The organism is Saccharopolyspora sp. ID03-671 (assembly GCF_045278815.1).
GTDB lineage: Bacteria > Actinomycetota > Actinomycetes > Mycobacteriales > Pseudonocardiaceae > Saccharopolyspora > Saccharopolyspora ipomoeae.
The window spans coordinates 6,567,725-6,593,013 of the sequence record NZ_CP134054.1 but is presented as its reverse complement, the minus strand read 5'-3'; the positions used below and the strand labels follow the sequence as shown (position 1 = coordinate 6,593,013).

The 25,289-nt window shown below is 71.7% G+C and carries 25 protein-coding genes; 11 read left to right on the top strand and 14 right to left on the bottom strand.

Annotated features, from left to right (window positions below):
- Positions 1 to 63 precede the first annotated feature (63 nt).
- Both ilvD and REH65_RS30600 read left to right on the top strand, forming a co-directional pair.
- Positions 64 to 1,737 (top strand): dihydroxy-acid dehydratase, encoded by a 1,674-nt coding sequence (gene ilvD / locus REH65_RS30605; RefSeq protein WP_406690210.1) that lies wholly within the window; start codon positions 64 to 66, stop codon positions 1,735 to 1,737.
- A gap of 131 nt (positions 1,738 to 1,868) precedes the next feature.
- Positions 1,869 to 2,636: a sulfite exporter TauE/SafE family protein gene (locus REH65_RS30600; protein ID WP_406690209.1), complete on the top strand. Its 768-nt coding sequence runs from the start codon at positions 1,869 to 1,871 to the stop codon at positions 2,634 to 2,636.
- 27 nt (positions 2,637 to 2,663) lie between these two features.
- Here REH65_RS30600 and REH65_RS30595 read toward each other — a convergent pair whose 3' ends face one another.
- The 3 genes from REH65_RS30595 to tcuA form a co-directional block, all read right to left on the bottom strand.
- Positions 2,664 to 2,867, bottom strand: coding sequence for a hypothetical protein (locus REH65_RS30595; protein ID WP_406690208.1), 204 nt, complete (start codon positions 2,865 to 2,867; stop codon positions 2,664 to 2,666).
- A 104-nt stretch (positions 2,868 to 2,971) separates the two neighbouring features.
- Complete coding sequence (locus REH65_RS30590) at positions 2,972 to 3,886, bottom strand: SPFH domain-containing protein (protein WP_406690207.1); 915 nt, start codon at positions 3,884 to 3,886, stop codon at positions 2,972 to 2,974.
- Positions 3,887 to 4,056: 170 nt separating this feature from the next.
- Complete coding sequence (gene tcuA, locus REH65_RS30585) at positions 4,057 to 5,547, bottom strand: FAD-dependent tricarballylate dehydrogenase TcuA (RefSeq protein WP_406690206.1); 1,491 nt, start codon at positions 5,545 to 5,547, stop codon at positions 4,057 to 4,059.
- A gap of 92 nt (positions 5,548 to 5,639) precedes the next feature.
- On the opposite strand from tcuA, the gene REH65_RS30580 reads away from it, so the two are divergent.
- The 6 genes from REH65_RS30580 to REH65_RS30555 all read left to right on the top strand — a co-directional run bounded on the left by REH65_RS30580 (position 5,640) and on the right by REH65_RS30555 (position 10,731).
- Positions 5,640 to 6,674: a tripartite tricarboxylate transporter substrate binding protein gene (locus REH65_RS30580; RefSeq protein ID WP_406690205.1), complete on the top strand. Its 1,035-nt coding sequence runs from the start codon at positions 5,640 to 5,642 to the stop codon at positions 6,672 to 6,674.
- Between the two features lie 68 nt (positions 6,675 to 6,742).
- Positions 6,743 to 7,165 (top strand): tripartite tricarboxylate transporter TctB family protein, encoded by a 423-nt coding sequence (locus REH65_RS30575; protein WP_406690204.1) that lies wholly within the window; start codon positions 6,743 to 6,745, stop codon positions 7,163 to 7,165.
- A gap of 1 nt (position 7,166) precedes the next feature.
- Complete coding sequence (locus REH65_RS30570) at positions 7,167 to 8,678, top strand: tripartite tricarboxylate transporter permease (RefSeq protein WP_406690203.1); 1,512 nt, start codon at positions 7,167 to 7,169, stop codon at positions 8,676 to 8,678.
- 36 nt (positions 8,679 to 8,714) lie between these two features.
- Entirely contained in the window at positions 8,715 to 9,377 is a 663-nt protein-coding gene (locus REH65_RS30565) for a GntR family transcriptional regulator (RefSeq protein WP_343231411.1), read from the top strand.
- A 99-nt stretch (positions 9,378 to 9,476) separates the two neighbouring features.
- Positions 9,477 to 9,935 (top strand): hypothetical protein, encoded by a 459-nt coding sequence (locus REH65_RS30560; protein ID WP_406690202.1) that lies wholly within the window; start codon positions 9,477 to 9,479, stop codon positions 9,933 to 9,935.
- A 7-nt stretch (positions 9,936 to 9,942) separates the two neighbouring features.
- A complete protein-coding gene (locus tag REH65_RS30555) occupies positions 9,943 to 10,731 on the top strand; it encodes an Fpg/Nei family DNA glycosylase (RefSeq protein WP_406690201.1) in 789 nt (262 codons plus the stop codon).
- 12 nt (positions 10,732 to 10,743) lie between these two features.
- On the opposite strand, the gene REH65_RS30550 is transcribed toward REH65_RS30555, so the two are convergent.
- From REH65_RS30550 to REH65_RS30540, 3 genes are all read right to left on the bottom strand, one after another.
- Complete coding sequence (locus REH65_RS30550; protein WP_406690200.1) at positions 10,744 to 11,019, bottom strand: YggT family protein; 276 nt, start codon at positions 11,017 to 11,019, stop codon at positions 10,744 to 10,746.
- Between the two features lie 100 nt (positions 11,020 to 11,119).
- Positions 11,120 to 12,526, bottom strand: a complete 1,407-nt coding sequence (locus REH65_RS30545) for a sugar porter family MFS transporter (RefSeq protein WP_406690199.1) — start codon at positions 12,524 to 12,526, stop codon at positions 11,120 to 11,122.
- 324 nt (positions 12,527 to 12,850) lie between these two features.
- Positions 12,851 to 13,054, bottom strand: a complete 204-nt coding sequence (locus REH65_RS30540) for a hypothetical protein (RefSeq protein WP_406690198.1) — start codon at positions 13,052 to 13,054, stop codon at positions 12,851 to 12,853.
- Positions 13,055 to 13,133: 79 nt separating this feature from the next.
- On the opposite strand from REH65_RS30540, the gene REH65_RS30535 reads away from it, so the two are divergent.
- Positions 13,134 to 13,868: an alpha/beta hydrolase gene (locus tag REH65_RS30535; protein WP_406690197.1), complete on the top strand. Its 735-nt coding sequence runs from the start codon at positions 13,134 to 13,136 to the stop codon at positions 13,866 to 13,868.
- A 42-nt stretch (positions 13,869 to 13,910) separates the two neighbouring features.
- On the opposite strand, the gene REH65_RS30530 is transcribed toward REH65_RS30535, so the two are convergent.
- The 8 genes from REH65_RS30530 to REH65_RS30495 all read right to left on the bottom strand — a co-directional run bounded on the left by REH65_RS30530 (position 13,911) and on the right by REH65_RS30495 (position 22,626).
- On the bottom strand, positions 13,911 to 14,747 hold the full coding sequence (locus tag REH65_RS30530) for a dihydroorotate oxidase electron transfer subunit (protein ID WP_406690196.1): 837 nt from the start codon (positions 14,745 to 14,747) through the stop codon (positions 13,911 to 13,913).
- Entirely contained in the window at positions 14,744 to 16,000 is a 1,257-nt protein-coding gene (locus REH65_RS30525) for a Zn-dependent hydrolase (protein ID WP_406690195.1), read from the bottom strand. The genes REH65_RS30530 and REH65_RS30525 overlap by 4 nt, the downstream gene beginning before the upstream one ends.
- The gene (locus tag REH65_RS30520) at positions 15,997 to 16,473 is read right to left on the bottom strand and encodes a hypothetical protein (RefSeq protein ID WP_406690194.1); all 477 of its coding nucleotides are present in this window, start codon (positions 16,471 to 16,473) and stop codon (positions 15,997 to 15,999) included. The genes REH65_RS30525 and REH65_RS30520 overlap by 4 nt, the downstream gene beginning before the upstream one ends.
- Positions 16,474 to 16,534: 61 nt before the next feature.
- Positions 16,535 to 17,827: an MFS transporter gene (locus REH65_RS30515; RefSeq protein ID WP_406690193.1), complete on the bottom strand. Its 1,293-nt coding sequence runs from the start codon at positions 17,825 to 17,827 to the stop codon at positions 16,535 to 16,537.
- Positions 17,824 to 18,801, bottom strand: a complete 978-nt coding sequence (locus REH65_RS30510) for a dihydroorotate dehydrogenase (protein WP_406690192.1) — start codon at positions 18,799 to 18,801, stop codon at positions 17,824 to 17,826. Before REH65_RS30510 ends, REH65_RS30515 begins: the two co-directional genes overlap by 4 nt.
- 89 nt (positions 18,802 to 18,890) lie before the next feature.
- Complete coding sequence (locus REH65_RS30505) at positions 18,891 to 20,237, bottom strand: MmgE/PrpD family protein (RefSeq protein ID WP_406690191.1); 1,347 nt, start codon at positions 20,235 to 20,237, stop codon at positions 18,891 to 18,893.
- A complete protein-coding gene (locus tag REH65_RS30500; RefSeq protein ID WP_406690190.1) occupies positions 20,234 to 21,652 on the bottom strand; it encodes a dihydroorotase in 1,419 nt (472 codons plus the stop codon). The genes REH65_RS30505 and REH65_RS30500 overlap by 4 nt, the downstream gene beginning before the upstream one ends.
- Positions 21,649 to 22,626, bottom strand: coding sequence for an ornithine cyclodeaminase family protein (locus tag REH65_RS30495; protein ID WP_406690189.1), 978 nt, complete (start codon positions 22,624 to 22,626; stop codon positions 21,649 to 21,651). The genes REH65_RS30500 and REH65_RS30495 overlap by 4 nt, the downstream gene beginning before the upstream one ends.
- Before the next feature lie 176 nt (positions 22,627 to 22,802).
- Here REH65_RS30495 and REH65_RS30490 point away from each other — a divergent pair, with 176 nt between their 5' ends.
- Positions 22,803 to 23,582 carry an IclR family transcriptional regulator gene (locus tag REH65_RS30490; RefSeq protein WP_406690188.1) on the top strand — a complete coding sequence of 260 codons (780 nt, stop codon included), beginning with the start codon at positions 22,803 to 22,805 and terminating at the stop codon, positions 23,580 to 23,582.
- Positions 23,582 to 24,589 (top strand): asparaginase, encoded by a 1,008-nt coding sequence (locus REH65_RS30485; RefSeq protein WP_406690187.1) that lies wholly within the window; start codon positions 23,582 to 23,584, stop codon positions 24,587 to 24,589. The genes REH65_RS30490 and REH65_RS30485 overlap by 1 nt, the downstream gene beginning before the upstream one ends.
- The last annotated feature ends 700 nt before the right edge of the window (positions 24,590 to 25,289 follow it).

The window sequence follows — 25,289 nt, the reverse complement described above, 5'->3', positions numbered from 1 at the left end:
GCGCGGCCGCGGGCTGCCATCGTGAGGTTCGTCGTCCCGTCCACTCCGCGCCGAGGAGCCGTGATGTCCGACCTCGAACTGCGCTCCCGCCAGGTCACGCAAGGCATCGAGCGCACCGCCGCGCGCGGCATGCTCCGCGCCGTCGGGATGCGCGACGCCGACCTCGCCAAGCCGCAGATCGGCATCGCGTCGAGCTGGAACGAGATCACGCCGTGCAACCTGTCCTTGCAGCGCTTGGCGCAGGCCGCGAAGGAAGGCGTGCACCGCGCGGGCGGTTACCCGATGGAGTTCGGCACGATCTCGGTCTCCGACGGCATCTCGATGGGTCACGTCGGCATGCACTACTCCCTGGTCAGCCGCGACATCATCGCCGACTCGGTGGAGACGGTCGTCGAGGCCGAACGGCTCGACGGCACCGTCCTGCTCGCCGGGTGCGACAAGTCGCTGCCCGGGATGCTGATGGCCGCCGCCCGGCTCGACCTGGCCGCCACCTTCGTCTACGCCGGGACGATCCTGCCCGGGCACGTCGACGGGCGCGAGGTCAACATCGCCGATGCGTTCGAGGCCGTCGGCGCCTGCGCCCGCGGGCTGATCAGCCGCGACGAGCTCAGCGAGATCGAGCGCGCCATCTGCCCGGGCGAAGGCGCCTGCGCCGGCATGTACACGGCGAACACGATGGCCAGCGCCGCCGAGGCGCTGGGCATGGCGTTGCCGGGCTCGGCGAGCCCGCCCGCCGTCGACCGGCGGCGCGACGGCATCGCCCGCGCCTCGGGCGAGGCGGTGATCGGGATGCTGGAGCAGCGGATCACCGCCCGGCAGGTCCTGACCCGCGAGGCGTTCGAGAACGCGATCGCCGTCGTGCTGGCGTTCGGCGGGTCGACGAACGCCGTGCTGCACCTGCTCGCGATCGCCGCCGAGGCGCAGGTGCCGCTCACGCTCGACGACTTCGACCGCATCGGCGACCGGGTCCCGCACCTGGCCGACGTCAAGCCCTTCGGCGCGCACGTGATGAGCACGGTCGACCAGGTCGGCGGGGTGCCCGTGGTGATGAAGGCGCTGCTGGACGCCGGTCTCCTGCACGGCGACGCGCTCACCTGCACCGGCCGGACCGTCGCCGACAACCTCGCCGAGATCGACCCGCCGGACCTCGACGGCACCGTGATCCACGCGATGAACGACCCCATCCACCCGACGGGCGGGATCACCGTCCTGCGCGGCTCGCTGGCGCCGGACGGCGCCGTGGTCAAGTCCGCGGGCTTCGACGCCGCCGAATTCCGCGGCCGCGCCAGGGTTTTCGACGGCGAGCAGGGCGCTCTCGACGCCGTCGCCGACGGCACCGTCGTCCCCGGCGACGTCGTGGTGATCCGCTACGAGGGCCCGCGCGGTGGACCCGGGATGCGGGAGATGCTCGCCGTCACCGGCATGATCAAGGGTGCGGGCCTGGGCAAGGACGTGCTGCTCGTCACCGACGGGCGCTTCTCCGGAGCGACGACCGGCCTGTGCATCGGGCACGTCGCGCCGGAAGCCACCGACGGCGGCCCCATCGCGCTGGTGGCCGACGGCGACCCGATCGTGCTCGACATGGCCGCCAAGACCCTCGACCTCGACATCCCGCAGCACGAGCTGGAGAAGCGGCGGAACGACTGGACCCCGCGCTCCCCGGGGCACCGCACGGGCGTGCTGGCCAAGTACGCGAAGCTCGTCGGCTCCGCCGCGAACGGAGCGGTCTGCTCCTGAGCACCGGTGCGCGCCCCGCGTTCTCGACGCACCCGACCCGGCATCGTCGGCCTTGACCGCACCCGGCCGAGGAAGTGAGCTGTGCCGGTGAGCTACGCCGTGCACTCCCCCGACCGATCGGCGGCCGCCCGATGATGGCCGCGCTCCCGCTGCCCGTGCTGGTGCTGCTCGGGCTGCTGGGTCTCGCCGGAGGGATCGGGATCACCGCGGTCGGCCCCGGCGGGGTGCTGCCCACGATCGGGCTGTTCGCCCTGACCGACCTCTCGCCCGCCGAGGTCGCGGGCACCGCGATCGTCACCCACGTCGCCACCGGCGTGCTCGGGACCGCCGCCTACACCCGCTCCGGGCAGCTGCGCGAGCCCGAAACCCGCCGCACCGCACTGATCCTGGCCTGCACGGCCGTGGTCGGCACACCCATCGGCGTGCTGCTGAACACCCTGGTGTCCCAGCGCGCGTTCGGGGTCGTGCTCGGCGTGCTCCTGGCGGCCGTCGCCGCGCTGGTGTGGTACCGCGAGCACCACTCGTCGGCGGAACGGCTGGCGCACCCGCCCGCGCCGCTGGTAGTCGGGCTCGGCTTCGCGGTGGCACTCGTCTCGGGCGTGGTGGGCATCGGCGGCCCGATGCTCACCGTTCCCCTGCTGGTGGCGCTCGGCGTGCCGGTGCTGGAATCGTTGGCCTCCGCGCAAGCCCAGTCGGTGGTCATCGCCACCGCGGGTTCGCTCGGCTACCTCGCCCACGGCGCCATCGACTGGCCGCTGGCCGCGCTGGTCGGCATCCCCGAGCTCGCCGGGGTCGTGCTCGGCTGGAAGATCGCCCACGCCCTGCCCACCCGCAGCCTGAAGCTCGCGCTGATCGCCACCCTCCTCGCGCTCGCGCCCTACCTCGCCCTGCACGGCTGACTCGGGTTCCGGTCCGGAGCGGCTCGGTCAGTCCGCGGTCGGTTTCGGGGGTCTGCCGCGCTTGGCCGGTCCACCTGCGTCGGAGGGGAGCCGTCCGGCGTCGGCGAGAGCTCGCCGCAGCAGGAACTCGATCTGCGCGTTGGTGCTGCGCAGCTCGTCCCGCGCCCACACGGCGAGCGCGTCGTGGATCGCCGGGTCCAACCGGAGCAGGAAACCCTTCCGCGCGGCCATGCCCTCACCGCCTCTCTCGACCGTCGCGACGGTCTTCCGCCGTCCTGCCGGTCCTGCTCTTCCGGCAGGAGCCGTGGACCGCTCGCCACGATGTCACGACCCGATCAGTGGTAGAGCGAGCCCGTGTTGACCACGGGCTGGGTGCCCCCGCAGAGCACGACCAGCAGGTTGCTGACCATGGCCGCCTTGCGCTCCTCGTCCAGGTCGACGACCTCGCGCTCCGAGAGCTTCTGCAGCGCGAGGTCGACCATGCCGACAGCTCCTTCGACGATGCGCTGCCGGGCTGCGACGACGGCACCGGCCTGCTGGCGCTGCAGCATGGCCTGGGCGATCTCGGGGGCGTAGGCGAGGTGGGTGAGCCGGGACTCGACCACGTCGACGCCGGCCGCCCGCACCCGAGCGGCGATCTCGGCGGAGAGCTTGCCGGTGATCTCGTCGGCGTTGTCCCGCAACGAGAAGGGCTGGTCCTCGTCGCCGTCGTAGGGGTAGCTGGTGGCGATGTGCCGGACCGCCGTCTCGGTCTGGGTCTCGACGAACTCGACGAAGCTGTCGACGGCGAACGTGGCCTGCGCCGTGTCGGCGACCTGCCACACCACCACGGAGGCGATCTCGATGGGGTTGCCGTCCGAGTCGTTGACCTTCATGACAGCGGTCTCGTGATTGCGGATCCGGGTGGACACCTTCGTCTTGCTGCTGAACGGGTTCACCCAGTGCAGGCCGGTCGAGCGCACCGTGCCGGTGTAGCGGCCGAGGAACTGCAGCACGCGCGCCTCGCCGGGCGCGACCGCGATGAGCCCGCCCAGCAGCACGAGTCCGGCGACGCCCGGCACCAGCCCGAGCCCCATCAGCAGGACCGCGTCGACGACGATCCCGGCGAACAGCACCCCGCCGCCACCGAGCACGAGCACGAGCGCCACCACGGCCATCAGCACGCCCGGCAGCCGGAACGCCTGCTGTTCGACGACCGGCGATTCGGGCATCCGCACCGGCTTCGCGTCGGTGTCGCGTTCCGCGGTCATGAGCTCTCCTGACGGTCGGTGATCGGCCTACTAGCAGGAGTCTAGCAAAGTGATATCACTTTGAAGCCGGCCGCCTCGAACGGCGACGGCATCCCCCGGCAGCGGAGGCCCCCGGCCGGGTCACCACCGGCCGGGGGCCTCCGCTGCTGCGCTGCACGCGCGCCGCCGGGTCAGGCGAGGGCGCCCGCCCTCCTCCCGAAGACCGCGCCCGAGGTCAGGCCCGTGCCGCCCGGGTAGTTCCCGCTGAACAGGCCGCCGAGCATCTCACCGCAGACGAGCAGGCCCGGGATCGGCGCGTTCGCGTCGTCGAGCACCCGACCGCTGGTGTCGGCTCGCAGCCCGCCGAAGGTGAAGGTGATGCCGCACGTCACGGGGAACGCGTAGTACGGGGCGGTTTCCAGCGGGATGGCCCAGTTCGACTTCGGCGGTGTCACCGCTGCGCGGCGACCGTCCAGGACCGCGGCGTCGAGCTCGGTGGAGCGGTCGACGGACGCGTTGAACTCGGCCACGGTGCTCTGCAGCGCCGCGGCGTCAACACCCGTGCCCGCGGCCAGTTCCTCGATGGTGTCGGCCACCACGACCGAGGCACCGGGCATGTCGTACTCCTCGGCGCGCAGCCAGGGGCGGGTGGTGGCGTCGAAGATCTGGAACGCGGAACCGCCGGGCTGGGCCAGGATCCGGGCGCCGTACTTGGCGTAGGTCAGGTTGCGGAAGTCCGCTCCCTCGTCGAGGAATCGTCGCCCGGCGGAGTTGACCACGATGCCCAAGGGGTACCCGCCGCGCGTGAGCTGGTTGGTGAACTCGCGGTTGCTCTCGTTGTGCTCGTGCCAGGCGTCCCACGCCACGCTGTGGCAGGTGCCCCAGTCCCCGTGGGTCGCCGCCCCGGCGGCGATCGCGGCGGTGAGCATGTCGCCGGTGTTGTGCGGCGTGCCGCGAACCTTGGCCTGCTGCCACCCCTCGCCGAGGTGCTCGCGGCGCATGTCCGCGTTGGCCTCGAAACCACCTGCGGCCAGCACGACGGACTCCGCGCGCACCTCCCGGCGCTCGCCCTCGGGATCGGTGTAGGCCACCCCGACCACCGCACCGCCCTCCAGCACCAGTTCCCGGCAGCGGACTCCGTAGCGGATCTCCACGCCCGCCGACTCGGCCGCCGCCGTGTGCTGTTCGATCAGCCCCTTGCCGCCACCCGTGCTCCCCACCGCCAGCCCGCCCCAGAAGACCTGGCGCTGCTCGTGGTCGGGATAGGCCTGGCGCTCGTACATGAGCCGGAAGCGCAACCCCTTCCCGCGCAGCCACCTCAGCGCGTCCTGGCTGTCGCCGATCAGCACGTCGGTGAGCGCCGGATCGTTGCGCCCCTCGGTCACCTTCGCCATGTCGGCGGCGAAGTCCTCCGCCGCGTAGGGCGGCAGGACCGAGATGGCGTGCCGCTCGTCGTCGTCGAGCAGGTCGGCGACGTCCTCAAGACCACTGTGGACGATGCGGAACGCGCCCGCGGTGTAGTAGCTGTTGCCGCCGGCTTCCGCGGGCGCTCCCCGCTCCAGCAGGAGAACGCGCCGACCGCGCTCGGCCGCGGCGTGCGCTGCGCTGAAACCGGCGTTGCCGCCTCCGACCACGACGACGTCCACCACGTCACCAGCCGCTGAGCGGTCCTGTTGTCGCACTCTTCCTCCCGGGTCTTGTATCCGACTGCATGTGACTGTATACATTCGTGCACCACGATGTCCAGGACAGCCCGAGGGAGCAATGGAGCTCTATGCGCAACAGAAGACGGCAGGACACCGCACCCCGGCGACGATGGACCTACTGGGCGCCGCTGGCCGTCGCCGTTCTCGCGACCGGCGCGCTCGTCGCCACTGATCCCGGGGAGGACCCCGAACGCGGCGCCGCGGCCCGGGTTCTCGCAGGCCAGCAGTTGCGGATCATGGCGCCCGCGGCTCCCGGTGGTGGCTGGGACCAGACCTCCCGCGAGATGCAGAGCGCGTTGCGCGATCTCGTCGGGCGCAGCGAGGTCTACAACGTCAGCGGCGCGGGCGGAACGATCGGGCTCAGCCAGTTCGTCCGCCACCAGGGCGATCCGAGCCAGCTGATGACCACCGGGCTGATCATGATCGGCGCCGCCGAGACCAACGACTCGCCGCACTCGCTGTCGGAGACCGTCCCGCTGGTCCGGCTCACCACCGACTACCAGGTCGTGGTCACCTCGGCGGACTCGCCGCTGCGGGACATGACCTCGGTCGCCGACGCGATGCGCGCCGACCTGCGCGGTGTTTCGATCTCGGGCGGCTCCGCCGGCGGGGTCGAGCACATCCTCGCGGCGATGCTGGCCAAAGCCGCCGGGGCCAACCCCGCCGAGGTCAGCTACGTGGCGCACTCCGGAGGCGGCGAAGCGCTCACCACGCTGCTGTCCGGCCGCTCGTCCCTCGGCATCTCCGGGGTGTCGGAGATCCGGCCGCAGATCGAAGCCGGTCAGGTGCGCGCGCTCGCGGTGTCCAGCCCGCACCGGCTCCCCGAACTGCCCGACGTGCCGACGCTGCGCGAAGCCGGGCTCGACGTGGAACTACAGAACTGGCGCGGTGTCGTCGCGCCGAAGGGCATTTCCGCGGAACACGAGCACGCGCTGGAGCAAGTGCTGCTGGAGATGACGAGAACCCCCGGTTGGCGCGAGGCGCTGGCCCGCCGGGGTTGGGGCGACGCGACGCTCGCCGGCCCCGAGTTCGAGGAGTTCGTGCGCTCCGAGGAGTCCCGCGTGGCGGAGCTGCTCGCCGAGATCGGATTGGGGAGGCGATGATGACCTCAGAACCGGAACAGGGCTGCGATCGCAGAACGGCCCTCAGCTCAACGCTCTTCGGCGCTCTCATGGTGGTCGCCGCGATCCTGGTCATCACCGACGCGATCGCGCTGCCCGACACCGGCAAGGGCGTGGCGGGACCGGCGACCGTGCCGCTGGTGCTGGGATCGCTGCTCGGCGTCGTCGGGATCGGGCTGGTCGCGCGGTCCTCCGCCGAACTGCGCTCGGCAGCGGCCGGAGTTCCGCTGCGATCGCGCTCCGCGCTGCGCCTCTGCGCCCTGGTGGCCGCGCTGGTGGCCTTCGCGCTGCTGCTGCCGGTGCTCGGCTACGTCGTGACCTCCGCAGGGCTGTTCATCGCGGCCGCGCTGCTGCTCGGCGCACCCCGCGGCTGGCACGTCGTCGCCCACGGGTGGTCGCTCGCCGCCCTGGTGTTCCTCGTCTTCGACCGACTCATCGGGCTCACCCTGCCCACCGGCCCCTGGGGGTTCTGAGATGGACCAGATCGGACTCCTGCTCGACGGTTTCGCGGCCGCGCTGACCCCGTCGCACCTGCTGTGGGCGCTGGTCGGCGTCACGATCGGCACGGCGGTCGGCGTCCTTCCCGGCATCGGTCCCGCGTTGACGGTGGCGATGCTGCTGCCGATCACCTTCCGGCTGGAACCCTCCAGCGCGCTGATCCTGTTCGCCGGGATCTACTACGGCGGCATGTACGGCGGGTCGACCACCTCGATCCTGCTCAACACACCCGGCGAGAGCGCGTCGATGATCGCCGCGCTCGAAGGCAACAAGATGGCGCGGGCCGGCCGGGCCGCGGCAGCGCTCGCCACCGCCGCGCTGGGCAGCTTCGTGGCCGCCACGATCGGCACCATCGGACTGACCTTCCTGGCCCCGCTCGTCGCCGACTTCGCGACCGGGTTCGGGCCGCCCGAGTACGTGGCGCTGATGGCGGTCGCGTTCACCACCGTCTCCGCCCTGCTGGGCCCGAACCTGCTCAAGGGCATCGCGAGCCTGCTGGTCGGCATCACCATCGGACTGATCGGCATCGACTCCCAGACCGGACAGCCGCGGCTGGTGTTCGGCGCCGAGGCTCTGCTCGACGGCATCGACGTCGTCATCGTCGTGGTGGCCCTGTTCGCGCTCGGCGAGACCTTCACCCGCCTGATCAGCAGGTACGGGCAGTCGAGCGTCCAACCGGTGCGCGGCCGCACCGCGCTGTCGCGCGACGACCTGCGCCGCTCGTGGCCGGCCTGGCTGCGCGGCACCGCGCTCGGCTTCCCGATCGGCAGCCTGCCCGCGGGCGGCGCCGAGGTCCCCACGTTCCTGAGCTACACCGTCGAGAAGAAGCTGTCGCGGCACCCCGAGGACTTCGGGCGCGGCGCGATCGAAGGGGTGGCCGGTCCGGAAGCGGCCAACAACGCCGCCGCGGCAGGGGTTCTCGTCCCGCTGCTGACCATCGGCCTGCCCACCTCGGCGACCGCCGCGGTGATCCTCACCGCGTTCCAGTCCTACGGCCTGCAACCCGGACCGGAGCTGTTCACCGAGTCCGGTCCGCTGGTGTGGACGTTGATCGCCAGCCTCTACGTCGGCAACGTGATGCTGCTGGTGCTCAACCTGCCGCTGGTGAAGGTGTGGGCGCGCATGCTCACCATCCCGCCGCACACCATCTACGCCGGGGTGCTGGTGTTCGCCGCGCTCGGCGCATTCGCCGCCGGAGGCACGACCGCGGACCTGCTCGTCCTCTGCGGACTCGGCCTGCTCGGGCTGCTCATGCGCGAAGCCGGCATCCCACCGGCCCCGGCGATCGTCGGGCTCATCCTGGGTCCGATCGCCGAGCAGCAGCTCCGCCGTGCGCTCGTGCTCTCCGAGGGGGACCCGTCCATCCTGGTCTCCGGCCCGATCACGATCGCGCTGTGGGCGGTGGTGGCGTTGTCGCTGCTGCTCTCCGTCCTCGTGCCGGTGGTGCGGCGGCAGCGGCGCGCTCGGGAGGGCGCGGACCTGACGTGAGCGCGTTGCGCCGCGAGGAGCAGTGCATACGGCAGTATGCTGAGCGAACCCGATCCGAGGAGGGACGAACTGTCCGAGGTATACGACCGGCTGCGCGCTGAGATCGTCGACGGCACCTGGGAGCCGGGCGCGGCCCTGGCGGAACTGGCCCTGGCGGAACGCTACGGGACCAGCCGGACGCCCGTGCGCGAGGCGCTGCGCCGGCTCCAGCAGGACGGGCTGGTCGAACGCGGTCAACGGGGCATGCGGGTGCGCACCCGCAGCCCCGAGGAGATCCTGGAGATCTACGAGGTGCGCGTCTCCCTGGAGGCCACCGCCGCGTCGGCCGCCGCGCAGCGCCGCACCGACTTCGACCTCGTGCGGATCTCCCGCGCGCAGAAGGAGATGTCGGCGACGCCGACATCGGATCCGGCGGAGATGGCCGCGGCGAACCTGGCGGTGCACGAAGCGATCTGGGCGGCCAGCCACAACGGCACCGTCGTGGACCTGCTCACCCGGCTGAACAACCACCTCACCCGCTACCCGGCCACCACCCTGGCGCTGCCGGGCCGCTGGGAGGAGGCGATCGGCGAGCACGAAGCGATCATCGCGGCGATCGAGCGGGGCGACGCCGAACGCGCGCACGACCTCGCCCGCGACCACATGAGCAAAGCCCGCGAACTCCGCCTGCGCATCTACGGCGACACCGCGAGCGGATGACGCACGTCCGGCGGTGGGCCGCGGCACTTCGGGTTTCGCGACCGGCGGGTGGCGGGAACACCGAGGTGACCCGCCCGTGAAGGCTGGTGGAACGCGGCGATGAACGGTGACCCGTTGGACAGGCACGTGCGCGATCGCACCGAGGGACGTCTCGGCACGGTGGACGCGATGGCCGGCTACCTCGACGACGTGCGCGAGGCCGCCCGGGCGATGGAGATCGAACTGGACACCGCCCGCCTGAACCGGCAGCGGATGACCGTCGAGATCGTGATCAGCGGCGCGCCGGAGCTGACCGTGGAGTGGACGCCGTACCTCGGTTGGAGCTTCACCGAGGGAAACCGCCGCTGCTACCGCGTCGGGCAGGAAGCCGACGCCGCCGCGCTGCTCCCCGATCCGGACGAGGCGGCGGGCTGGTTGGGCGTGCTCGCCACCGGAGACCGCACCGGGCACGTCGAGCAACCGATGCCCCTGGACCCCGACGACGCCGCGCTCGTCGAGCGCTTGGCGACCTTCGGCCAGGGAAGCGATCCGCACACCCCGGGCACCGATCACGCGTAGGTGGGCCGTGCCGGAACTTCCCGACGTCGAAGGTTTTCGCCGCGTGGTCAGCGACCACGTCGTGGGCTCGGAGGTCGCGGCGGTGCGGGTGCTCGACGAGGGCGTCGTGCGCACCTCGCCGGACGAGTTCGCACGTGCTCTCCGGGGCGAGGTGATCGCGGAGCCGAGCAGGTGCGGCAAGTGGCTTCGGGTCCCGACCCGCAACCGGTCCGGCTACCCGCAGCTGCTGGCGCATTTCGGCATGACCGGCGCCTTCGTGTGGACACCGGGGGAGCAAACCGATCACCGGCACGACCGCGTCGTCTTCGAGTTCCGCGACGGAGCGTTGCGCTACCGGGACATGCGCAAGCTGACCGGGCTGCGGTTGGCGACCGAGGCGTCCGAGGTCGAGGACCTGCTCGGCGACCTCGGCCCCGACGCCGCCGGGGTGAGCCGCCGCGACCTGCGCGCGCGGCTCACGCGCACGGAACGCCGGATCAAACCAGCGCTGATGGACCAGGCGGTCGTGGCCGGCCTGGGCAACCTGTGCGTGGACGAGATCCTGTGGCGCTCACGGCTGGCTCCGACGCTGAGGACCACCGACCTCGACTCGGCCCGCTGGGCGAGGTTGCACGCCCGGCTGGGCTCGGTGCTGCGCAGCTCGTCGCGCGTCGGGCACGTCCCCGACCGCCCGTCCTGGCTGACCGGGCACCGCAACGAGCACGACGCCCGGTGCCCGCGGTGTTCGACACCGCTGAGGAAGAGCAGGATCGGAGGGCGCAGCACCGTCTGGTGCCCCCGTTGCCAGCCGTCCTGACGTCGCTCGCCACTACAGGCTGAAGGCGACCGAACGCAGGATCAGGACGACCACGAACACGGCGGTGAAGGCCAGGTCGATCGAGAGCTCTCCGACGCGCACCGGCCGCAGCACCCGACGCACCGGCGCGATCACCGGCTCGGTCCCGGCGTGGGTCAGCGCGCGAGCACGTCTCACCCAGGGCGGCCCCTCGGTCGCGGCCCGAGCCCAATCCAGCACCACCCGAGCGATGAGCAGCAGCAGGTACGCCGACAGGACGTACCCCAGCAGGGTGCCGATGAGGCTCATGGCCAACTCCTCCGATGTTCGTCGATCCGGCTCTGCAGTATCAACGAACCACCCGCGCGGGAAGTGCCGACTCCCGGCGGCGAACTCCGGGCCCTGTGGATCAGCGCGCGCGGGTGGAGTCGCCGCGGTCGGTCGTGAGGCTGGCCTCGATCTCCTCCAAGCTGCGGTTCTTGGTCTCCGGGAGCCACCGGTAGAGGTAGCCCAGGCACAGCGCGCCGAGCAACGCGTAGATCCAGAACACCACCGATGCACCGAGCGCGGATATCAGGGTGAGGACTGTCAGCGACACGACGAGGTTCATCGCCCAGTGGGTGACGATTCCGAACGATGCCGCCTGACCTCGAACGTTGTTGGGGAAGATCTCGCTGTTGACCAACCAGATCGCGATGCCGAGGCTGCACGCGAACGCCGACTCGTAGATCATGAGCACGACGATCAGCCAGCTCACGGTCGCGCCCTGCAGCGGGAACAGGAACACGACCCCGATCGCCACGAGCGCGAGCACGATGACCGCCGTACCGCCCAGGATCCAGGGGCGGCGGCCCGCCCGGTCGATCCAGAGCAGCGCGGGCAGGGTGAACAGCACGTTCACCACCCCGATCGCCACCGAAACGCCGATCGCCGCGGTCTTGCCGAACCCCTCGTCCTCCAAGATGGTCGGCACGTAGTAGATGATCGCGTTCACACCGACGACCTGGCTCGCCCCCGCCGCGACGACACCGACCGAAACCCACCGGCGGTAGCGCGGACCGAGCAGCTCGCGGTAGGTGATTCGTCCCTCCGCGCGAACCGCCTCCCGGATCTCCGCGATCTCCGCCTCGACCTCGTCCGCTCGCCGGGTTCGCACGAGGACACCCCGCGCTTCGGCCTCCTTCCCGTGCGAGAGCAACCAGCGAGGGGATTCCGGCAGGCCCAGCAGCCCCACGGCCATCAGCACCGCGGGCAGCACGCCCACCCCGATCATCCAACGCCACGAAGCGGACTCGGACAGCCCGTAGCCGACCAGGTAGGCCATCAAGATCCCGACGGTCACCATGAACTGGTGGAGCGACACGAGCCTGCCCCGGTTGCGCGGCGGCGCGAGCTCGGCGATGTAGGTCGGCACGACCAGTGAGGAGATGCCGATCGCCACGCCCAGGAACACGCGCGAAACGATGAGCCATCCGGCACCGGGAGCCACCGCTGATCCCAGCGTCGCCAGTGCGTACAGGACGGTGACGCCGGTCAGCGTCCGCTTGCGGCCCAACCGATCCGCGACCTTGCCACCGACGATCACACCGACGACGGCACCTGCCAGCAGCGCCGCGGTCACCACCTGCTTCATCGTCTCGCCGAGCGCGAACGCGTCGCTGATGTAGGGCAGCGCTGCTGCGACGACACCCGTGTCGTAACCGAACAGCAGACCGCCCAGCGCCGCGACGACCGAGGCGCCGGCCACCAGCGCCCCTCCCGTCAACCTCCCCGTCCCGGCTACCCGGGCGTGCTCTTCACCTGGAGCGCGCGCCATGGTTCCCTCCGCAACCTCGCCATCCCGGTTACCTGCGCGATCGTCCACTTCGACCTGTCGAGCAGTGTCAATCCGGTGGTCGACCCGTCGCAACCACAGTGAGCGGACGCCGGCACGGCGGAAATGCGAAAGTTCTTCTCGCTCGCCGCGAGCGGTGCTCATGAGGGTCGCGGTCGTCGATCCTCGGCGCTCCGACTCCGGTGAGCTCGGGTCCGATGGGGATAATCGGCGTGCTGACGTCGCCGGTGGTGTCGAGGATGGAGTCGTGTCGTGATCGTGCTGACCCACCGCCGTAGCAGATCACCGAACGATCGGCGACCACGATCAGCGGCGGCGCCGGGACCACCCGGCCGAAGCCAGGCCCACGACGGCCGCGGCTCCCGCCACGGCCAAGGTGATCCCGTAGGCCGGGTGCATCGCGCTGATCGGTTCCCAGCCGGTGATCGCGATCCCGATCACCACCCCCAGCACGATCAGCGACAGCGCGCTCAGGAACCAGTTCCCGCCACGTCCCGCCCTCGTCCTCATGCCGCCGAGAGTACGCGGCCCGCCACCTCGCGGTGCCACCGTCACCCGAGCGCGGCCGCACCGTTGGAGGTTTCCCGTCATGCGCCGGTGGATCACCCGACCGCTGGCTGCGCTGCTCGCCGCGGTCGTTTGCGCGGTCCTGCTCTACGCACAACCCCTCGCCGCCACGCCTCGGGCGCGCGACGCGATGCGGTCCGGGCCGGACGTCACCGTCGTCGACCGGCCCACCGAGATCGAACTGCGCCCAGCTCGAACTCCCGTCCGCGCAACAGGTCTGGTGTTCCACCCGGGAGCACGCGTCGACTCCCGCGCCTACCTGCCCCTGCTGCGCCCGGTGGCCGAGGCCGGCTACCTCGTGGTGGTGCTCAAAGCTCCGTTCGGGATGGCGATCCTCCAACCGCAGCAAGGCCGGCACCTCTTCACCCGCGCCGGACCACCACGCCGCTGGGTCGCCGCCGGGCACTCCCTCGGCGGCCCCACCGCAGCGCGGCTGGCCACCCACCACCCCGCCGAGGTCCGCGGTCTGCTGCTGTGGGCGAGCTATCCCGACATCAGCCTCCGCGACCGCCGCGACCTCACCGTCACCTCGATCTACGGCACCCACGACGCGCTCTCCCGCACGCCAGACGTGCTGGACGCACCCCTGCCGCCGGACACGGAGTTCGTGCCCGTCCCCGGCGCCGTTCACGCCCACTTCGGCGACTACGGCCCGCAACGCGGCGACGGCCGGCCCGGCACGACCCGCGAGCACGCCCAGCAGCAGATCATCGCCACCACCCTCCGCCACCTCGACCAGGTCGACACCGCGCCATGACCCGCTGCCCCGCCGGGCGGGGGCGGCGCGCCTCGACTGCTTTCACGGCCTCGGGTCGGGATCAGCGCCGATTCCGAACACCGGGCCGTCGCGGCAGACCAGCGGCGCCTCGCGGATGCCGTCGCCGTCTCCGGCGGCGCAGCCGTGGCAGTAGCCGAGCCCGCAGGCCATGTGCGCCTCGATCGAGACCTGCGCGTCGGCGCGCCATCGCGCGGCGAGCTGCGCGGCCAACCGGGTCAGGCGCTCGGACCCGCTGGTCAGAACCAGCTGCGGCGGGTCGTCGTCGAACGCGCGGTGCAGGCGCTCGCGCACGGCGGAAACCCGGCTGGTGCCCTCCGCGTCGGTCACGAGGAGCAGCTCGGCCCCGCAACGGCGGAGGACGTCCTCGCCGAGCACCGCAGTGCGGTCGCGACCGCTGAGCACGGCCGACACGCGCACCGACGTCCCGGCGAGGTCCTGCGCGACGCTCGTCATCGCGCACGTTCCCACACCGCGCCCGATGAGCAGGACGTGCCGCGCCTCGTCGGTGATGGTGAACCCGTGCCCCAGCGGTCCGGTCACGACGACGTGCTCGCCCGCGACGACGGCGGCCAGCGACCTCGTGCCGTCGCCGACGACGCCGTACACGATCTCCACGACTCCTCGCTCGGCGTCCCGCGCGTAGATCGCCATCGGCCGCGGCAGCACCGTGCCCGGTCGCGCGTCCGGCGCGACCATCGCGAACTGCCCCGCCCGCGCGCGGTGCGCGATCGTCTCGGACCGGAGCCGCAGCACCCGGTACCGGTCGGACAGCGCCCGGTTGGTGAGCACCGGCGCGCGCTCGGACACCGGCGTCGGCAGCTCACCGCCGAGGACGTTCAGCTCAGCGGGTGCGATCACGGCAGGCTCCCGTCCAGGCGCAGCAGCCCGGCGGCCAGCGCCGTCGTGCCGAGCGCGATGTCGTCGATGTCGGTGCGCTCCGCCGGGTCGTGGCTGATGCCCGCCTCGCTCGGCACGAAGAGCATGCCCGCCGGAGCCACCCGGTCGACCTGCTGCGCGTCGTGACTGGCGCCGCTGGTCAGCACCCGGGGTTCGACCCCGACAGCTCGGCACGACGCGGCGAGCTCGTCGCGGATGCCCGCGCGCAGTTCCACCGGTGGGGTGTCGGCGAGCTGCTCGTGGCAGTACCCGATCCCCCGCTCGTCGCAGATCCGCTTCGCCCGTCGCACGATCTCGGCGGCGGTGTCGCGCTGCCGTCCCGCGTCGGTTCCCCGAACGTCGACCCACAGCGAGGCGCTGCCCGCGATCGTCGTCATCGAACCCGGTGCGACGTCGAGCCTGCCAACGGTCGTCCTGGTCCCGACGTTGCTCTCGTCCTGGCCCAGCGTCTCGACGGCGAGCACGATCTCGGCCGCCGCGGCCATCGCGTCAGCGCGCAGGTGCATCGGCGTACCTCCGCTGTGCGTCGCGCGGCCGCGGAGGTCCAGCCGCAGCCTCGTGCTTCCGGAGATCGAATCCACGACGCCCAGCCGGACCCCCTCGGTCTCCAGGACGCTGCCCTGCTCGATGTGGAGTTCCACGAAAGCGGCCCAGTCGGCCGGTTCCCACCGCGCGTCCTCGACAGTCGACGGGTCGAGGCCGACACCGGCCATCGCGTCGGCGAGCGTGACGCCGTCGGCGTCCACCTTCGACGGCAGGTCGTCGGAACCGGTGAGTCCGGCCGCGATCCTGCTGCCGGTGCACGCCTGACCGAAGCGCGCGCCCTCCTCGGCCGCGAACACGACGAACCGCAGCGGGTGCCGGTGCGCGATGTCGTGCTCGACCAGCAGCCGCGCCACTTCCATCGCCGCGCACACCCCGACGATCCCGTCGTAGGAGCCCGCGTTGGGGACGCTGTCCAGATGCGACCCGGTGCCGATCGCCGGGAGGCCGGCACCGGTGCCCGGCCGTTCCGCGAGCGTGTTGCCCGCCGCGTCGACCCACGTGCTCAGGCCGAGCGCGGACATCGTCTCGGAGAAGAGCGCATGGGCACGACGTTCGAGCGCCGTGTAGGCCAGCCTGGTCACGCCCGGCCCGCAGTCGTTCTCGGAGAGCGCCGCGAACCCGTCGAGCAGGTCGCGCAACCGCCCGCCGTCCGCGCGGAGAGACGTCATCGGCGCAGTTCCTCCGCCTCGTGCGCCGGCACGAGCGCCGCCGTGGGGAGGCCGGTGACGTCGTCGAGCGCCTCGGAACCGACGACGGCCGCGGCCGCCACGAGCTCGCCACCGCTGCCGATGACGAACTCGCGCAGCTTCGCCAGCCAGCGACCTTCCCACCGGGTCGCGACGAGCGCGGCGCGCCGGCCCTCCGCGATCGGTTCGTCGAGCGTCAGGATTCCCTCCACTTCGGACGCCCTCCGGACGGTCGCACCGAGCTGCAGCGCGACCGCGTGGGCCAGCACCGCCTCATCGGGCGTGCTCCAGATGACCAGCGTTTCGGCGTTCGACGCGCGCAGCTCCTCCGCCAAGGCGCGTCCGAGCACCTCGACGTAGCGCGGTGAGACTCCGGTGTTGACCGTCGGACCGTAGGTGTCCGCGTCGACGCCGAGCGCGCGCAGCGCGGACGTCGGTGTCGTCGTGTTCGGCACTATTCCTCGCTTTCCAGCAGTCGTGCGTCGGAAACGGTCAGCCCGCAACGCGTCCGCGCCGTCACGCGACCGCGCCGTCGAGCCGCTTGCCACCGCGTTCCGGGATGAGCAGCATCGCCACCATGTCGACGATGTAGATCAGCGCGAGGAAGCCCAGCGCCGCGCCGAACCCCTGCCAACCGGCGACGAGCGCCACGACCAGAGGAGCGAACCCGCCGACACCACGTCCGATTCCGAAGAGGACGTTCTGGGCCGTCGCCCGTGCCGCGGTCGGGTAGTTCTCGGCGATGATCGCTCCGTAGCCGCCGAGCATGCCGTTGGCGAACACGCCCATCACGGCACCGCCGATGAGCACGGCCATCGGCGAGGTGAGCTGGCTGTAGGCGAACAGCGAGATGAACGCGCCGGCCTGGAAGATCCAGAACGAGCGGCGGCGGCCGATCCGGTCGGCCAGCTGGCCGAAGATCATGATCCCGGAGATCATGCCGATCACGGTGGCGGCCGTCCAGAGCCCGGAGTTGGTGGTGCTCAGCCCCAGCTGCTTGGTGAGGTACGTCGGCAGCCACGTGAGAATGCCGTAGTAGCCGAAGTTCTGCACCGAGCAGATGATCACGATGCCGAGGCTCGTGCGGATCGTCCTCGCGTCGGCGACGAGCAGCCGGTACGGGTTCTCCTGCTTCTCGCCCGCCTCGACCCTCGCGCGGGACCGGACGAACGCCTCCGGCTCCTCCAGCCGCATGCGCAGCGCGATCGCGACGAGCGCGGGGAAGACACCGATCACGAACAGCCCCTGCCAGCCCCACCACGCGATCACCGGTGCCGAGATGAGCGCCGCGAGCAGGACGCCGAGCTGGAAACCGACGCCGACCCACGACGTCGCACGTGCGCGCTTGAGGGCGGGGAACGCTTCCGCGGCCAGCGCCATGCCGATGCCGAACTCGCCGCCGATGCCCATGCCCGCGATGAACCGGAACACCGCGAGCTCCACGAATCCCTGCGACAGCGCCGTGAGCCCGGTGAAGATCGCGAACAGCAGGATCGAGTAGGTCAGGACGCGCACCCGGCCGAAGCGGTCGGCGAGCGCGCCGAAGAACATCGCGCCCGTCACCGTGCCGATCAGGGTGATCGTGGCGAGCAGTCCGCCCTCGGTATCGGTGAGCCCGAGGCTCGCGGTGATCGCGGGCAGGGCGAAGCCGAGGATCTGGAGATCGTAGCCGTCCATCGCGTAGCCGACCGTGGCGCCGAAGACCGCCTTCTTGCCGTACGGGGTGACCTCCTGCGGCTGTCCGTCCTCCGCGCCGACGGCGGAAACCTCTTCGGCCGCTCTCATTCTCTGCTCGTCGTCTTCGGTCATCGCTGGTCCTCCGATTGAGTGGAGAGGGTGCCGATGAGTTCCGCGAGGCAGGCGACACCGAGCCGCGCAGCCAGCGCCGGGAGCTCCTCGACGATCTGGGCCATCAGGTGGGGCCGCGCGAACGTGGCGGTTCCGATCTGGACGGCGGTGGCCCCCGCGACGAGGAACTCCGCGACGTCGCTCGCCGATCGGATCCCCCCGCACCCGATGACGGGGATGTCGGCGGCGCGCGCGGCGAGCCACACGAGCCGCAGCGCGAGCGGCTTGACGATCGGGCCCGACACGCCACCGGTCTCGTTGCCCAGCGCGGAACTCCGCTGCCGGGCGTCGACGGCCATGCCGGGGAAGCTGTTGCACACCGTCACGGCGGTCGCGCCGGCGTCGCGGGCCGCTCGCACCGCGTCACCGATCGTCTGCAGCTGCGGGCTCAGCTTGACGAACACGGGTTTCGCGCTGCGCGCGACCACTCCGGCCACGACCTCGCCCATCGCACGGGGGTCGGTGTCGAGCGTCGCGCCTCCGCGTTCGAGATTGGGGCAGGAGACGTTCACCTCGAACGCGGCGTGCGGCGACTCCGACAGCTCGTCGACGACGTCCCAGTACTCCTGCGCGGACAGTCCGCCGACGCTCACCACCACCGGCACGCCGAGCCCCGCGTACCCGCCGAGCCCCGCCTCGCGGAACGGCACCACACCGGCGCTCGGAATGCCGACGCTGTTGAGCATCCCGTGCGGCAGCTCGGTGATCCGGTGGGTCGGGTTTCCCGGCCTGGCGTGCGCGAAGACGGTCTTCGTGACGACGGCACCGAGCTCCTCGACCCGCGTGAGGCCGTCGAGTTCGGGACCGAAGCAGCCGGAGGCCGGCATCACCGGGTTCGCCAGCGCGAGGTCGCCGAGCCCGACGCTCAGGTCCACCGGTGGGACGCCCGTGGTCGCCGGGCTCCGCGTCTCGTCGACGAATGCTGTCGTCTTCAAAGTGGAAACCTCTTTTCACTACGAGAACGGGAGCTTCTCCCCGGCACACCACGGCTGTCAAGAGCTCGCGCGAGGCGGTAACACGCCCGCTACACGGGTGACACCGCGCGCAGCGGACGGAGCACCTCGGAGCAGTCGTCGACATTGGGGAGCGCGAGAATCCGCTGCCACAGCGCGGTCTCATCGACCTGCGCGCCACCGACGAGACCGACGAACTTCGCGCGCAGCTCGTCGGACGACAGCGGGTCGTGATGGTGCCCGCGCGGGTCGTCCACCACCGCCGACAACGTCCCGGCCGAGGTGCGGACGACGACCTCCGTCGGCGCGTGGTCGGGCCAGCGCCGGTCGAACTCCGGCTTCGCGCTGACCGCGACCTTCGCGGCCAGCCCCGCCACATCGGGGTCGTAGTCGAAGGTCTCGACCGTCGACGCGCGATGCGTCAGCGCCGCCGCGACCGCGTAGGGCAACGAGAACCGCGCCGACAGGTCGTTCGGAGCCGGTTGCCTGTCCAGCTTGAGGTTGTTGCCGACGGTGTGGATCTCGACCGACTCGATGTCCGTCACGGGTACCGCCGGCAACGACAGCACGGCGTCGATCGCGCCGTGCGTCAGCGCGCACGCGCTGTGCCGCTTGAAGTAGTTGCGCAGGATCCGCGGCCGCGCGTGCTCCACCGGCTCCCGCAACGCCGCATCGTCCACCGGCTGGCCGGTCAGCCCCCCGAACAGCGCGGGGATCGATTCGATCGAACCGGTGAAACCCGCGCGCAGCAACCGGATCGAGCGCACGGCCGTCTGCGCGGCCAACCCCATCGCCGTGTTGCGGGCGGTCGCGCCGACGTAGCAGGCGTTCCAGACGGGCACGACCGGCGTCGTCGCCGCGATCGCCGCGGCCGCCAGCGGGTCCTCGTCGAGCAGCAGCGCCACCGCCACGGCACCACCGATCCCGGCGAGGTGGCCGTGCGGATGCGTCGGTGGTCGCAGCCGGAACACCGCGAGCAGCCTGGAACTCACCTCGTAGCCCGCGACGACCGCGCCGAGCAGCGCCGCCCCGGACCGGTGGGTCGCCTCGGCCACGGCGAGCGCCGCGGGCACCAGGTGCATGCCCGGGTGGCCCGTGGGACGGGTTCCCTCGTCGAGTTCGAGGAAACCGCCCGCGGTCGCGTTGTGGAACGCGGCGTGCTCGGCCGACGCGAGCTCGGCGCCCGCGGCCAGCACGGTCGAGCCACCCGCCGGTGGGGGCCCGCCGAGCTCGTCGTCGGCTCCGCGCAGGCGCGTCATCTCGGCGGTCCGACCACCGGCGATGCTCACGCCGACCGTGTCGGCGACGACGTGCGCCGCGTGCCGGCGCACGTCGTCGGACAGGGGTTCCCGCGCGAGTGCGCACGCCTGCTCGATCGCCGCGCGCACGCCCGAGGTGAGTTCCTCGACGGAGCTCATGCCGTCTGCCGATCGGCGCGGTGCGCGGAGTGGTCGGCTGCGACGAAGCGGCCGCGCCGCTCGGCGACGATCTCCCGATCGCGCACGACGACCTGGCCGCCCAGCACCGTTGCGACGGGGCCGCCGACCAGCTCGAAGCCGTTCCACGGGCTCACCGGCTGCTTCGCGATCAGCTCGTCGTTGCGCACCGTCCGGCGCAGTTCCGGGTCGACGATGACCAGGTCGGCGTCGCTGCCCGGCCGGATGACGCCCTTGCGCGGGTAGAGCCCGTAGAACTTCGCGGTGTCCGTCGAGGCCACCGCCGCGAGCCGTTCCGCGGTCGTCCTGCCGCGCGCCAACGCGTCCAGCAGCACGGGGCCGAAGGTCTCGCAGCCGACCGCGCCCGCGGGCTGGGTTTCGAATCCGCGCGCCTTCTCCTCGACGGTGTGCGGCGCGTGGTCCGAGCCGACCGACGAGATGGCGCCGTCGTTGAAGCCCTCCCACAGCGCGTCCTGGTCGCCCTTCCGGCGCACCGGCGGGTACACCTTCATCACCGGGCCGACCTTCGGGTAGTCGGCGTCGGTCAGCGTCAGGTACTGCGGGCAGGTCTCCGCGCTGACCGACACGCCGTTGCGCTGCGCCGTGCGCACGGCGTCGAGGCCCATCTCCGACGCGAGGTGCACGACGTGGAACCGGCAGCCGGTGGCTTTCGCGAACTGCGAGGCGATGGAGATCGTCGTGGCCTCGGCGACCGCGGGCCGCGCGGCGAGGAGGTCCTCGTAGGACTCGATGGGGTGGCCGAGCGCCTGCTGGCTGGTCGCGAGAACGTCCTTGTCCTCGCAGTGCGCCGCCAGCACACCACCGTGCTTGGCGACCTCGGCGAACAGCTGCAGCACCTGGCCGTTCGGCGGTGGCGGCAGCAGGTTCTCGGGCTTCTCGTCGCCGACGTTGTAGACCAGCGAACGCGTCTCCTTGTGCAGCGCGTAACCCCAGAACAGCTTCACCGCGACCGCGCCGGCCTCGAACAGCGGGCCGATCTGGTCGATGTTCGTCTCGCCCAGCGCGAGGCCCCACAGCCCGAAGTCCGTCCACGCGTGCTGTTCGTGCTGCCGACGACGCTCCTGGAACACCTCCGCGGAGTCGACCGGCGGGATCGCGTTCGGCATCTCCAGCACGGTGGTCACGCCACCGACGAGCGCACCGCGCGTCGAGTGGTCGAAGTCCTCCTTGTGGCTCGCCCCGGGGTCGCGGGAGTGCACGTGCGGGTCGATGAACCCGGGGAACACGAGCTTGCCCTCGGCGTCGTACCGCTCGTCGGCCTCGACCTCGGCGCCGCGATCGAGGATCGCCGCGATCTTCCCGTCCACGCACAGCAGGTCCGCGTCGAGCGCGCCTGCCGGGGTGACCAGCCGACCACCCGTGATGTGCAACCTCATGCGTCTTCTCCTGATTCTCCTGGGACTTCCGCGGCTGCGCCCGGTTGCCGCGCTCCGTCGAGCACGCCGACCGCGCACACCAGGTCCTGGATGGCGAGCCCGTGCGATTCGAAGACCGTGATGTCGTCCCCGTCTCCCCTGCCGGGAACCCGGCCCGCGACGATGTCGGCGAACTCGGTAGCCGCGGCGGGATCGAGCCCATTCGCGAGCAGGTCTCCGCATTCGAGCGCGGCGACCGCCGCCGAGTCGACGGCGACGTGCGCCGCCCGCTCGAACACCGACCGGTCGAGCTCCCTGCGTGCGGCGTGATTGCTGCCGACGGCGTTGACGTGCGTGCCCGCGCGCAGCAGTCCGCCGTCGAAGAGCGGCTCGGCCGCGCCCGTCGCGGTGATCACGACGTCGGCGCGCGGCACCGCGCGCTCCGGGCTCGTCCCGGCTTCGACGTCCAGCCGGGGATGCGCCCGCCGCAGCCCGTCCGCGGTGGCGGCTGCCCGCGTCGCATCGCGTCCGACGACCAGCACTCGGCGCAGCTTCGGCAGCACGTCGACGAGCGCGCTCACCTGCGCCGGTGCCTGAAAACCGGTTCCCAGCAGGCAAACCGTCTCGCTGTCCGGCCGCGCCATCAGCTCGGTCGCGAGGGCGGAGGCCGCCGCGGTGCGCCGCCTGCCCAGCAGGTCGGCCCGGACGAGACCGCGCAGCTCACCCGTCTCGCAGGTGTAGACGACCACGGCGATCGCGCTCGCGCGATTCGTGCCGGTGCGCACCACCGGGTACGACTTCACGGCCACCGCGTCGAGCGTCGGCGCGATCGCGGACATGACGTTGAGCGTGACGTTCCCGCCGGTGCTGCGGCGGCGCGGTTCGTCCCACGCCTCCCCTGCGCCGAGCAGCTCGAACGCGGTGCGCACGTCCGCGAGCGCTCGCGGAGGCGGCAGCAGCGCGTCGACGTCGTGGTCGGTCAGGATCCGCGGCATGCCTTCCTTCCCGGCGGCCGAGTTCCGCCCGCCACCGCACCGACACTCAGATTGGAAAGATGTTTCCAGTTCGGTTAGGCTGAGCTTGAACGACCGTTCGCGACGTTGTCAACCCCGGTCGCGGCTCAGCTAGGGTTGCCGACGACGCACGACGAGCACGGGAGGAGAGCACGCCGATGACCACCGCACGCCCACTCGAGGTCATCGTTCGCAGCGTGGAGGTGCTCAACGCGGTCGGTGCGGCGCGGTCCGGCCTGACCCTGCAAGAGCTGCACGACGAGCTCGACATCCCGCTCGGCAGCCTGCACCGCATCCTCACCACGCTCGACCAGGCCGACTACCTCCGCCGCTCCCCCGTCACCAAGCGGTATTTCGTCGGCCGCGCCGCCCGGGCGCTCGCCGGCCGCGGTGGCTCGCACGGCGCCCGCCTCGTCAAGCCGCCCGCGGCGCTCGCCGAAGCCGCCGACGAGACCGGCGAGACCGTGTTCCTCACCGAGCTCATCGGCGACGCCCCGGTCTGCGTGTCCATCGTGGAGGCCGAGCACGCGCTGCGGCTGTTCGTCCGCATCGGGCAGGAGATGCCGCTGCACGCCGCCGCGTCGAGCCGCGCGATACTCGCCCACCTCGACGAGGAGATGGTGCGAGCCCTGCTCGAACAAGCCGATCTCACCGAGTACACCGCTGGAACGCCGCATCACGTCGATGACGTGATGCACGTGCTCAAGCAGGTCCGCGAGAAGGGCTACGCGGTGTGCGAGAACGAGCTCGACCCGGACGCGTGGGCCGTGTCGGTGCCGATCCGCGACGGCGACGACCACGTGCTGTCGAGCGTCACGATCACCGCACCGGGTTCGCGCGTGGCCGACGCCGAAGTGCGCGAGCGGCTCACGGGCGCGGCGCTGCGGGCCGCCGCTCGCATGTCCGCGGAGCTCGGCAACCCCGACGCCCAGTCCTGATGGGTTCGCCGGAGACCACCCGCTCGATCGGCCTGCTCGCGACCGGCGGCACCATCGCCGTGGCACCGCCCACGACCGGGAACCAGGACCACGTCGGCGTCGCCGCGCTGACGCCTCCCGCGCCCGGCCTCCCCGAGCGGATCGAGGTCGTACCGCGCGACGTCCTCGGCCGGTCCTCGCGGCAGCTGACGGCCGACGACCTCTGGACGCTCGCGACCGCGGTCGACGAGGAGATCGCGGCGGGCCGCGACGGCGTCGTCATCACCCACGGCACGGACACGCTGGAGGAGACCGCCTACGCGCTGGCGCTGCTCGTCGAACCGAGGGTTCCCGTGGTGATCACGGGCGCGATGCGCTCGCCGCACCACTCCGGGCCCGACGGTCCGGCGAACGTGCGCGCGGCCCTCGTCGCCGCGGCCGACCCCTCGCTCGCGCCGTACGGGCCGGTCGTGGTCTTCCAGGACGAGGTGCACGTCGCCAGGCTCGTGACCAAGATGCACAGCGCCCGCGTCGCCGCGTTCGCCTCCCCCGCGGCGGGCCCCGTCGGCTTCGTCGCGGAGGACGAGGTCGAACTGCTCCTGGGGCCCGCGCCGGGAACCGACCGCCTGCCCCGGTCGAACCCGCCGACCGCGCGGATCGCCCTCGTCCACGCGGCGACCGGCGTCGACGGCTCCGCTGCCGACGCCCTGACGTCCGACCCGGGCACCGCCGACGGCGTCGTGGTCGCCGCCCTCGGCGCCGGACACGTCTCGCCGTCCCTGGGCGCAGCACTGGTTCGGCTCGCCCGGGCGGGCACTCCCGTCGTCATCACCAGTCGTTGTCCCGACGGCGCACTGCTGCGCGAGACGTACAGCGGCGCGGGATCCGAAGTGGACCTCCGCCGATCCGGATTGCACTTCGCGAGCACGCTTTCCGCACCGAAGGCACGGCTGCGCCTGCTCTTCGGGCTGTCCGCGGGCATCCAGCTCGACGAGCTCTTCCCGACGCGGCGTCCGGGCCGCGGCTGACTCCACGTCCCGCTGAACCGCTCGGCAAGTTCGGCAAGCTACCTCCCTGAACTGGCCTCGTTGACCGAGATCGCCTGACTCCGTTGCCGAAGTTCATCGGGACGAACTGTGGCGGTCTCGCTGAGCTCGGCCTCGCGCAGAGCTTGCGCACGCGGTGGTCGTCCACCAGGCGCAACATCTCGGCCAGGTCGAATCGCGACATCGTGATCAGGGGCGCGCGGGTGCGCAGGCTGTGGTTCATCAGCACCGTCATGCCGTAGAAAGTGGCCGGGATGCCCGACGACGCGATGCCGACCGTGCGCGTCACCTTCAGTGGAAGGATCAAGCGCAGCGAGGTCAAGCGTCAGCGCTGATCACTTAATACCCACACCATCCGAGCCGATTCCGGTGTCGTTTTGCGGCCCAACTAGGTGTTACCCGAGGGGAAACATGTGACCAGGGTCGAAAGGCCCGTGGTCAATCGCCCACCGGCACGCACACTCAACCCACGAGAAAGGAATCCCATGCGCCGTAAGACAACCCTCTCAGCGCTGAGCCTGGCCGCGTTCGGCAGCACGCTCGCGCTGGCCGGGTGCGGGCCCCCAGGCCAGGTATCGATAGACCCCGGTGCACCCGCCTACCTGGAGGTCTGGGGGAGCCGTAGCGAGGCCACGGTATCGACCATGACCGGAGTTTACGTATCGAACACCGTGGCGCTCCC

Coding starts and splice junctions, on each gene's coding strand:
- REH65_RS30590 (WP_406690207.1), bottom strand. CDS start 3,886: ATGACCGCGGAACGCGACACCGACGCGAAGCCGGTGCGGATGCCCGAA.
- REH65_RS30490 (WP_406690188.1), top strand. CDS start 22,803: ATGACCACCGCACGCCCACTCGAGGTCATCGTTCGCAGCGTGGAGGTG.
- REH65_RS30540 (WP_406690198.1), bottom strand. CDS start 13,054: ATGAGGACGAGGGCGGGACGTGGCGGGAACTGGTTCCTGAGCGCGCTG.
- REH65_RS30550 (WP_406690200.1), bottom strand. CDS start 11,019: ATGAGCCTCATCGGCACCCTGCTGGGGTACGTCCTGTCGGCGTACCTG.
- REH65_RS30570 (WP_406690203.1), top strand. CDS start 7,167: ATGGACCAGATCGGACTCCTGCTCGACGGTTTCGCGGCCGCGCTGACC.
- REH65_RS30545 (WP_406690199.1), bottom strand. CDS start 12,526: ATGGCGCGCGCTCCAGGTGAAGAGCACGCCCGGGTAGCCGGGACGGGG.
- REH65_RS30560 (WP_406690202.1), top strand. CDS start 9,477: ATGAACGGTGACCCGTTGGACAGGCACGTGCGCGATCGCACCGAGGGA.
- ilvD (WP_406690210.1), top strand. CDS start 64: ATGTCCGACCTCGAACTGCGCTCCCGCCAGGTCACGCAAGGCATCGAG.
- REH65_RS30485 (WP_406690187.1), top strand. CDS start 23,582: ATGGGTTCGCCGGAGACCACCCGCTCGATCGGCCTGCTCGCGACCGGC.
- REH65_RS30565 (WP_343231411.1), top strand. CDS start 8,715: ATGCTGAGCGAACCCGATCCGAGGAGGGACGAACTGTCCGAGGTATAC.
- REH65_RS30505 (WP_406690191.1), bottom strand. CDS start 20,237: ATGAGCTCCGTCGAGGAACTCACCTCGGGCGTGCGCGCGGCGATCGAG.
- REH65_RS30525 (WP_406690195.1), bottom strand. CDS start 16,000: ATGACGTCTCTCCGCGCGGACGGCGGGCGGTTGCGCGACCTGCTCGAC.
- REH65_RS30575 (WP_406690204.1), top strand. CDS start 6,743: ATGGTGGTCGCCGCGATCCTGGTCATCACCGACGCGATCGCGCTGCCC.
- REH65_RS30500 (WP_406690190.1), bottom strand. CDS start 21,652: ATGAGGTTGCACATCACGGGTGGTCGGCTGGTCACCCCGGCAGGCGCG.
- REH65_RS30580 (WP_406690205.1), top strand. CDS start 5,640: ATGCGCAACAGAAGACGGCAGGACACCGCACCCCGGCGACGATGGACC.
- REH65_RS30495 (WP_406690189.1), bottom strand. CDS start 22,626: ATGCCGCGGATCCTGACCGACCACGACGTCGACGCGCTGCTGCCGCCT.
- REH65_RS30595 (WP_406690208.1), bottom strand. CDS start 2,867: ATGGCCGCGCGGAAGGGTTTCCTGCTCCGGTTGGACCCGGCGATCCAC.
- REH65_RS30600 (WP_406690209.1), top strand. CDS start 1,869: ATGATGGCCGCGCTCCCGCTGCCCGTGCTGGTGCTGCTCGGGCTGCTG.
- REH65_RS30535 (WP_406690197.1), top strand. CDS start 13,134: ATGCGCCGGTGGATCACCCGACCGCTGGCTGCGCTGCTCGCCGCGGTC.
- REH65_RS30515 (WP_406690193.1), bottom strand. CDS start 17,827: ATGACCGAAGACGACGAGCAGAGAATGAGAGCGGCCGAAGAGGTTTCC.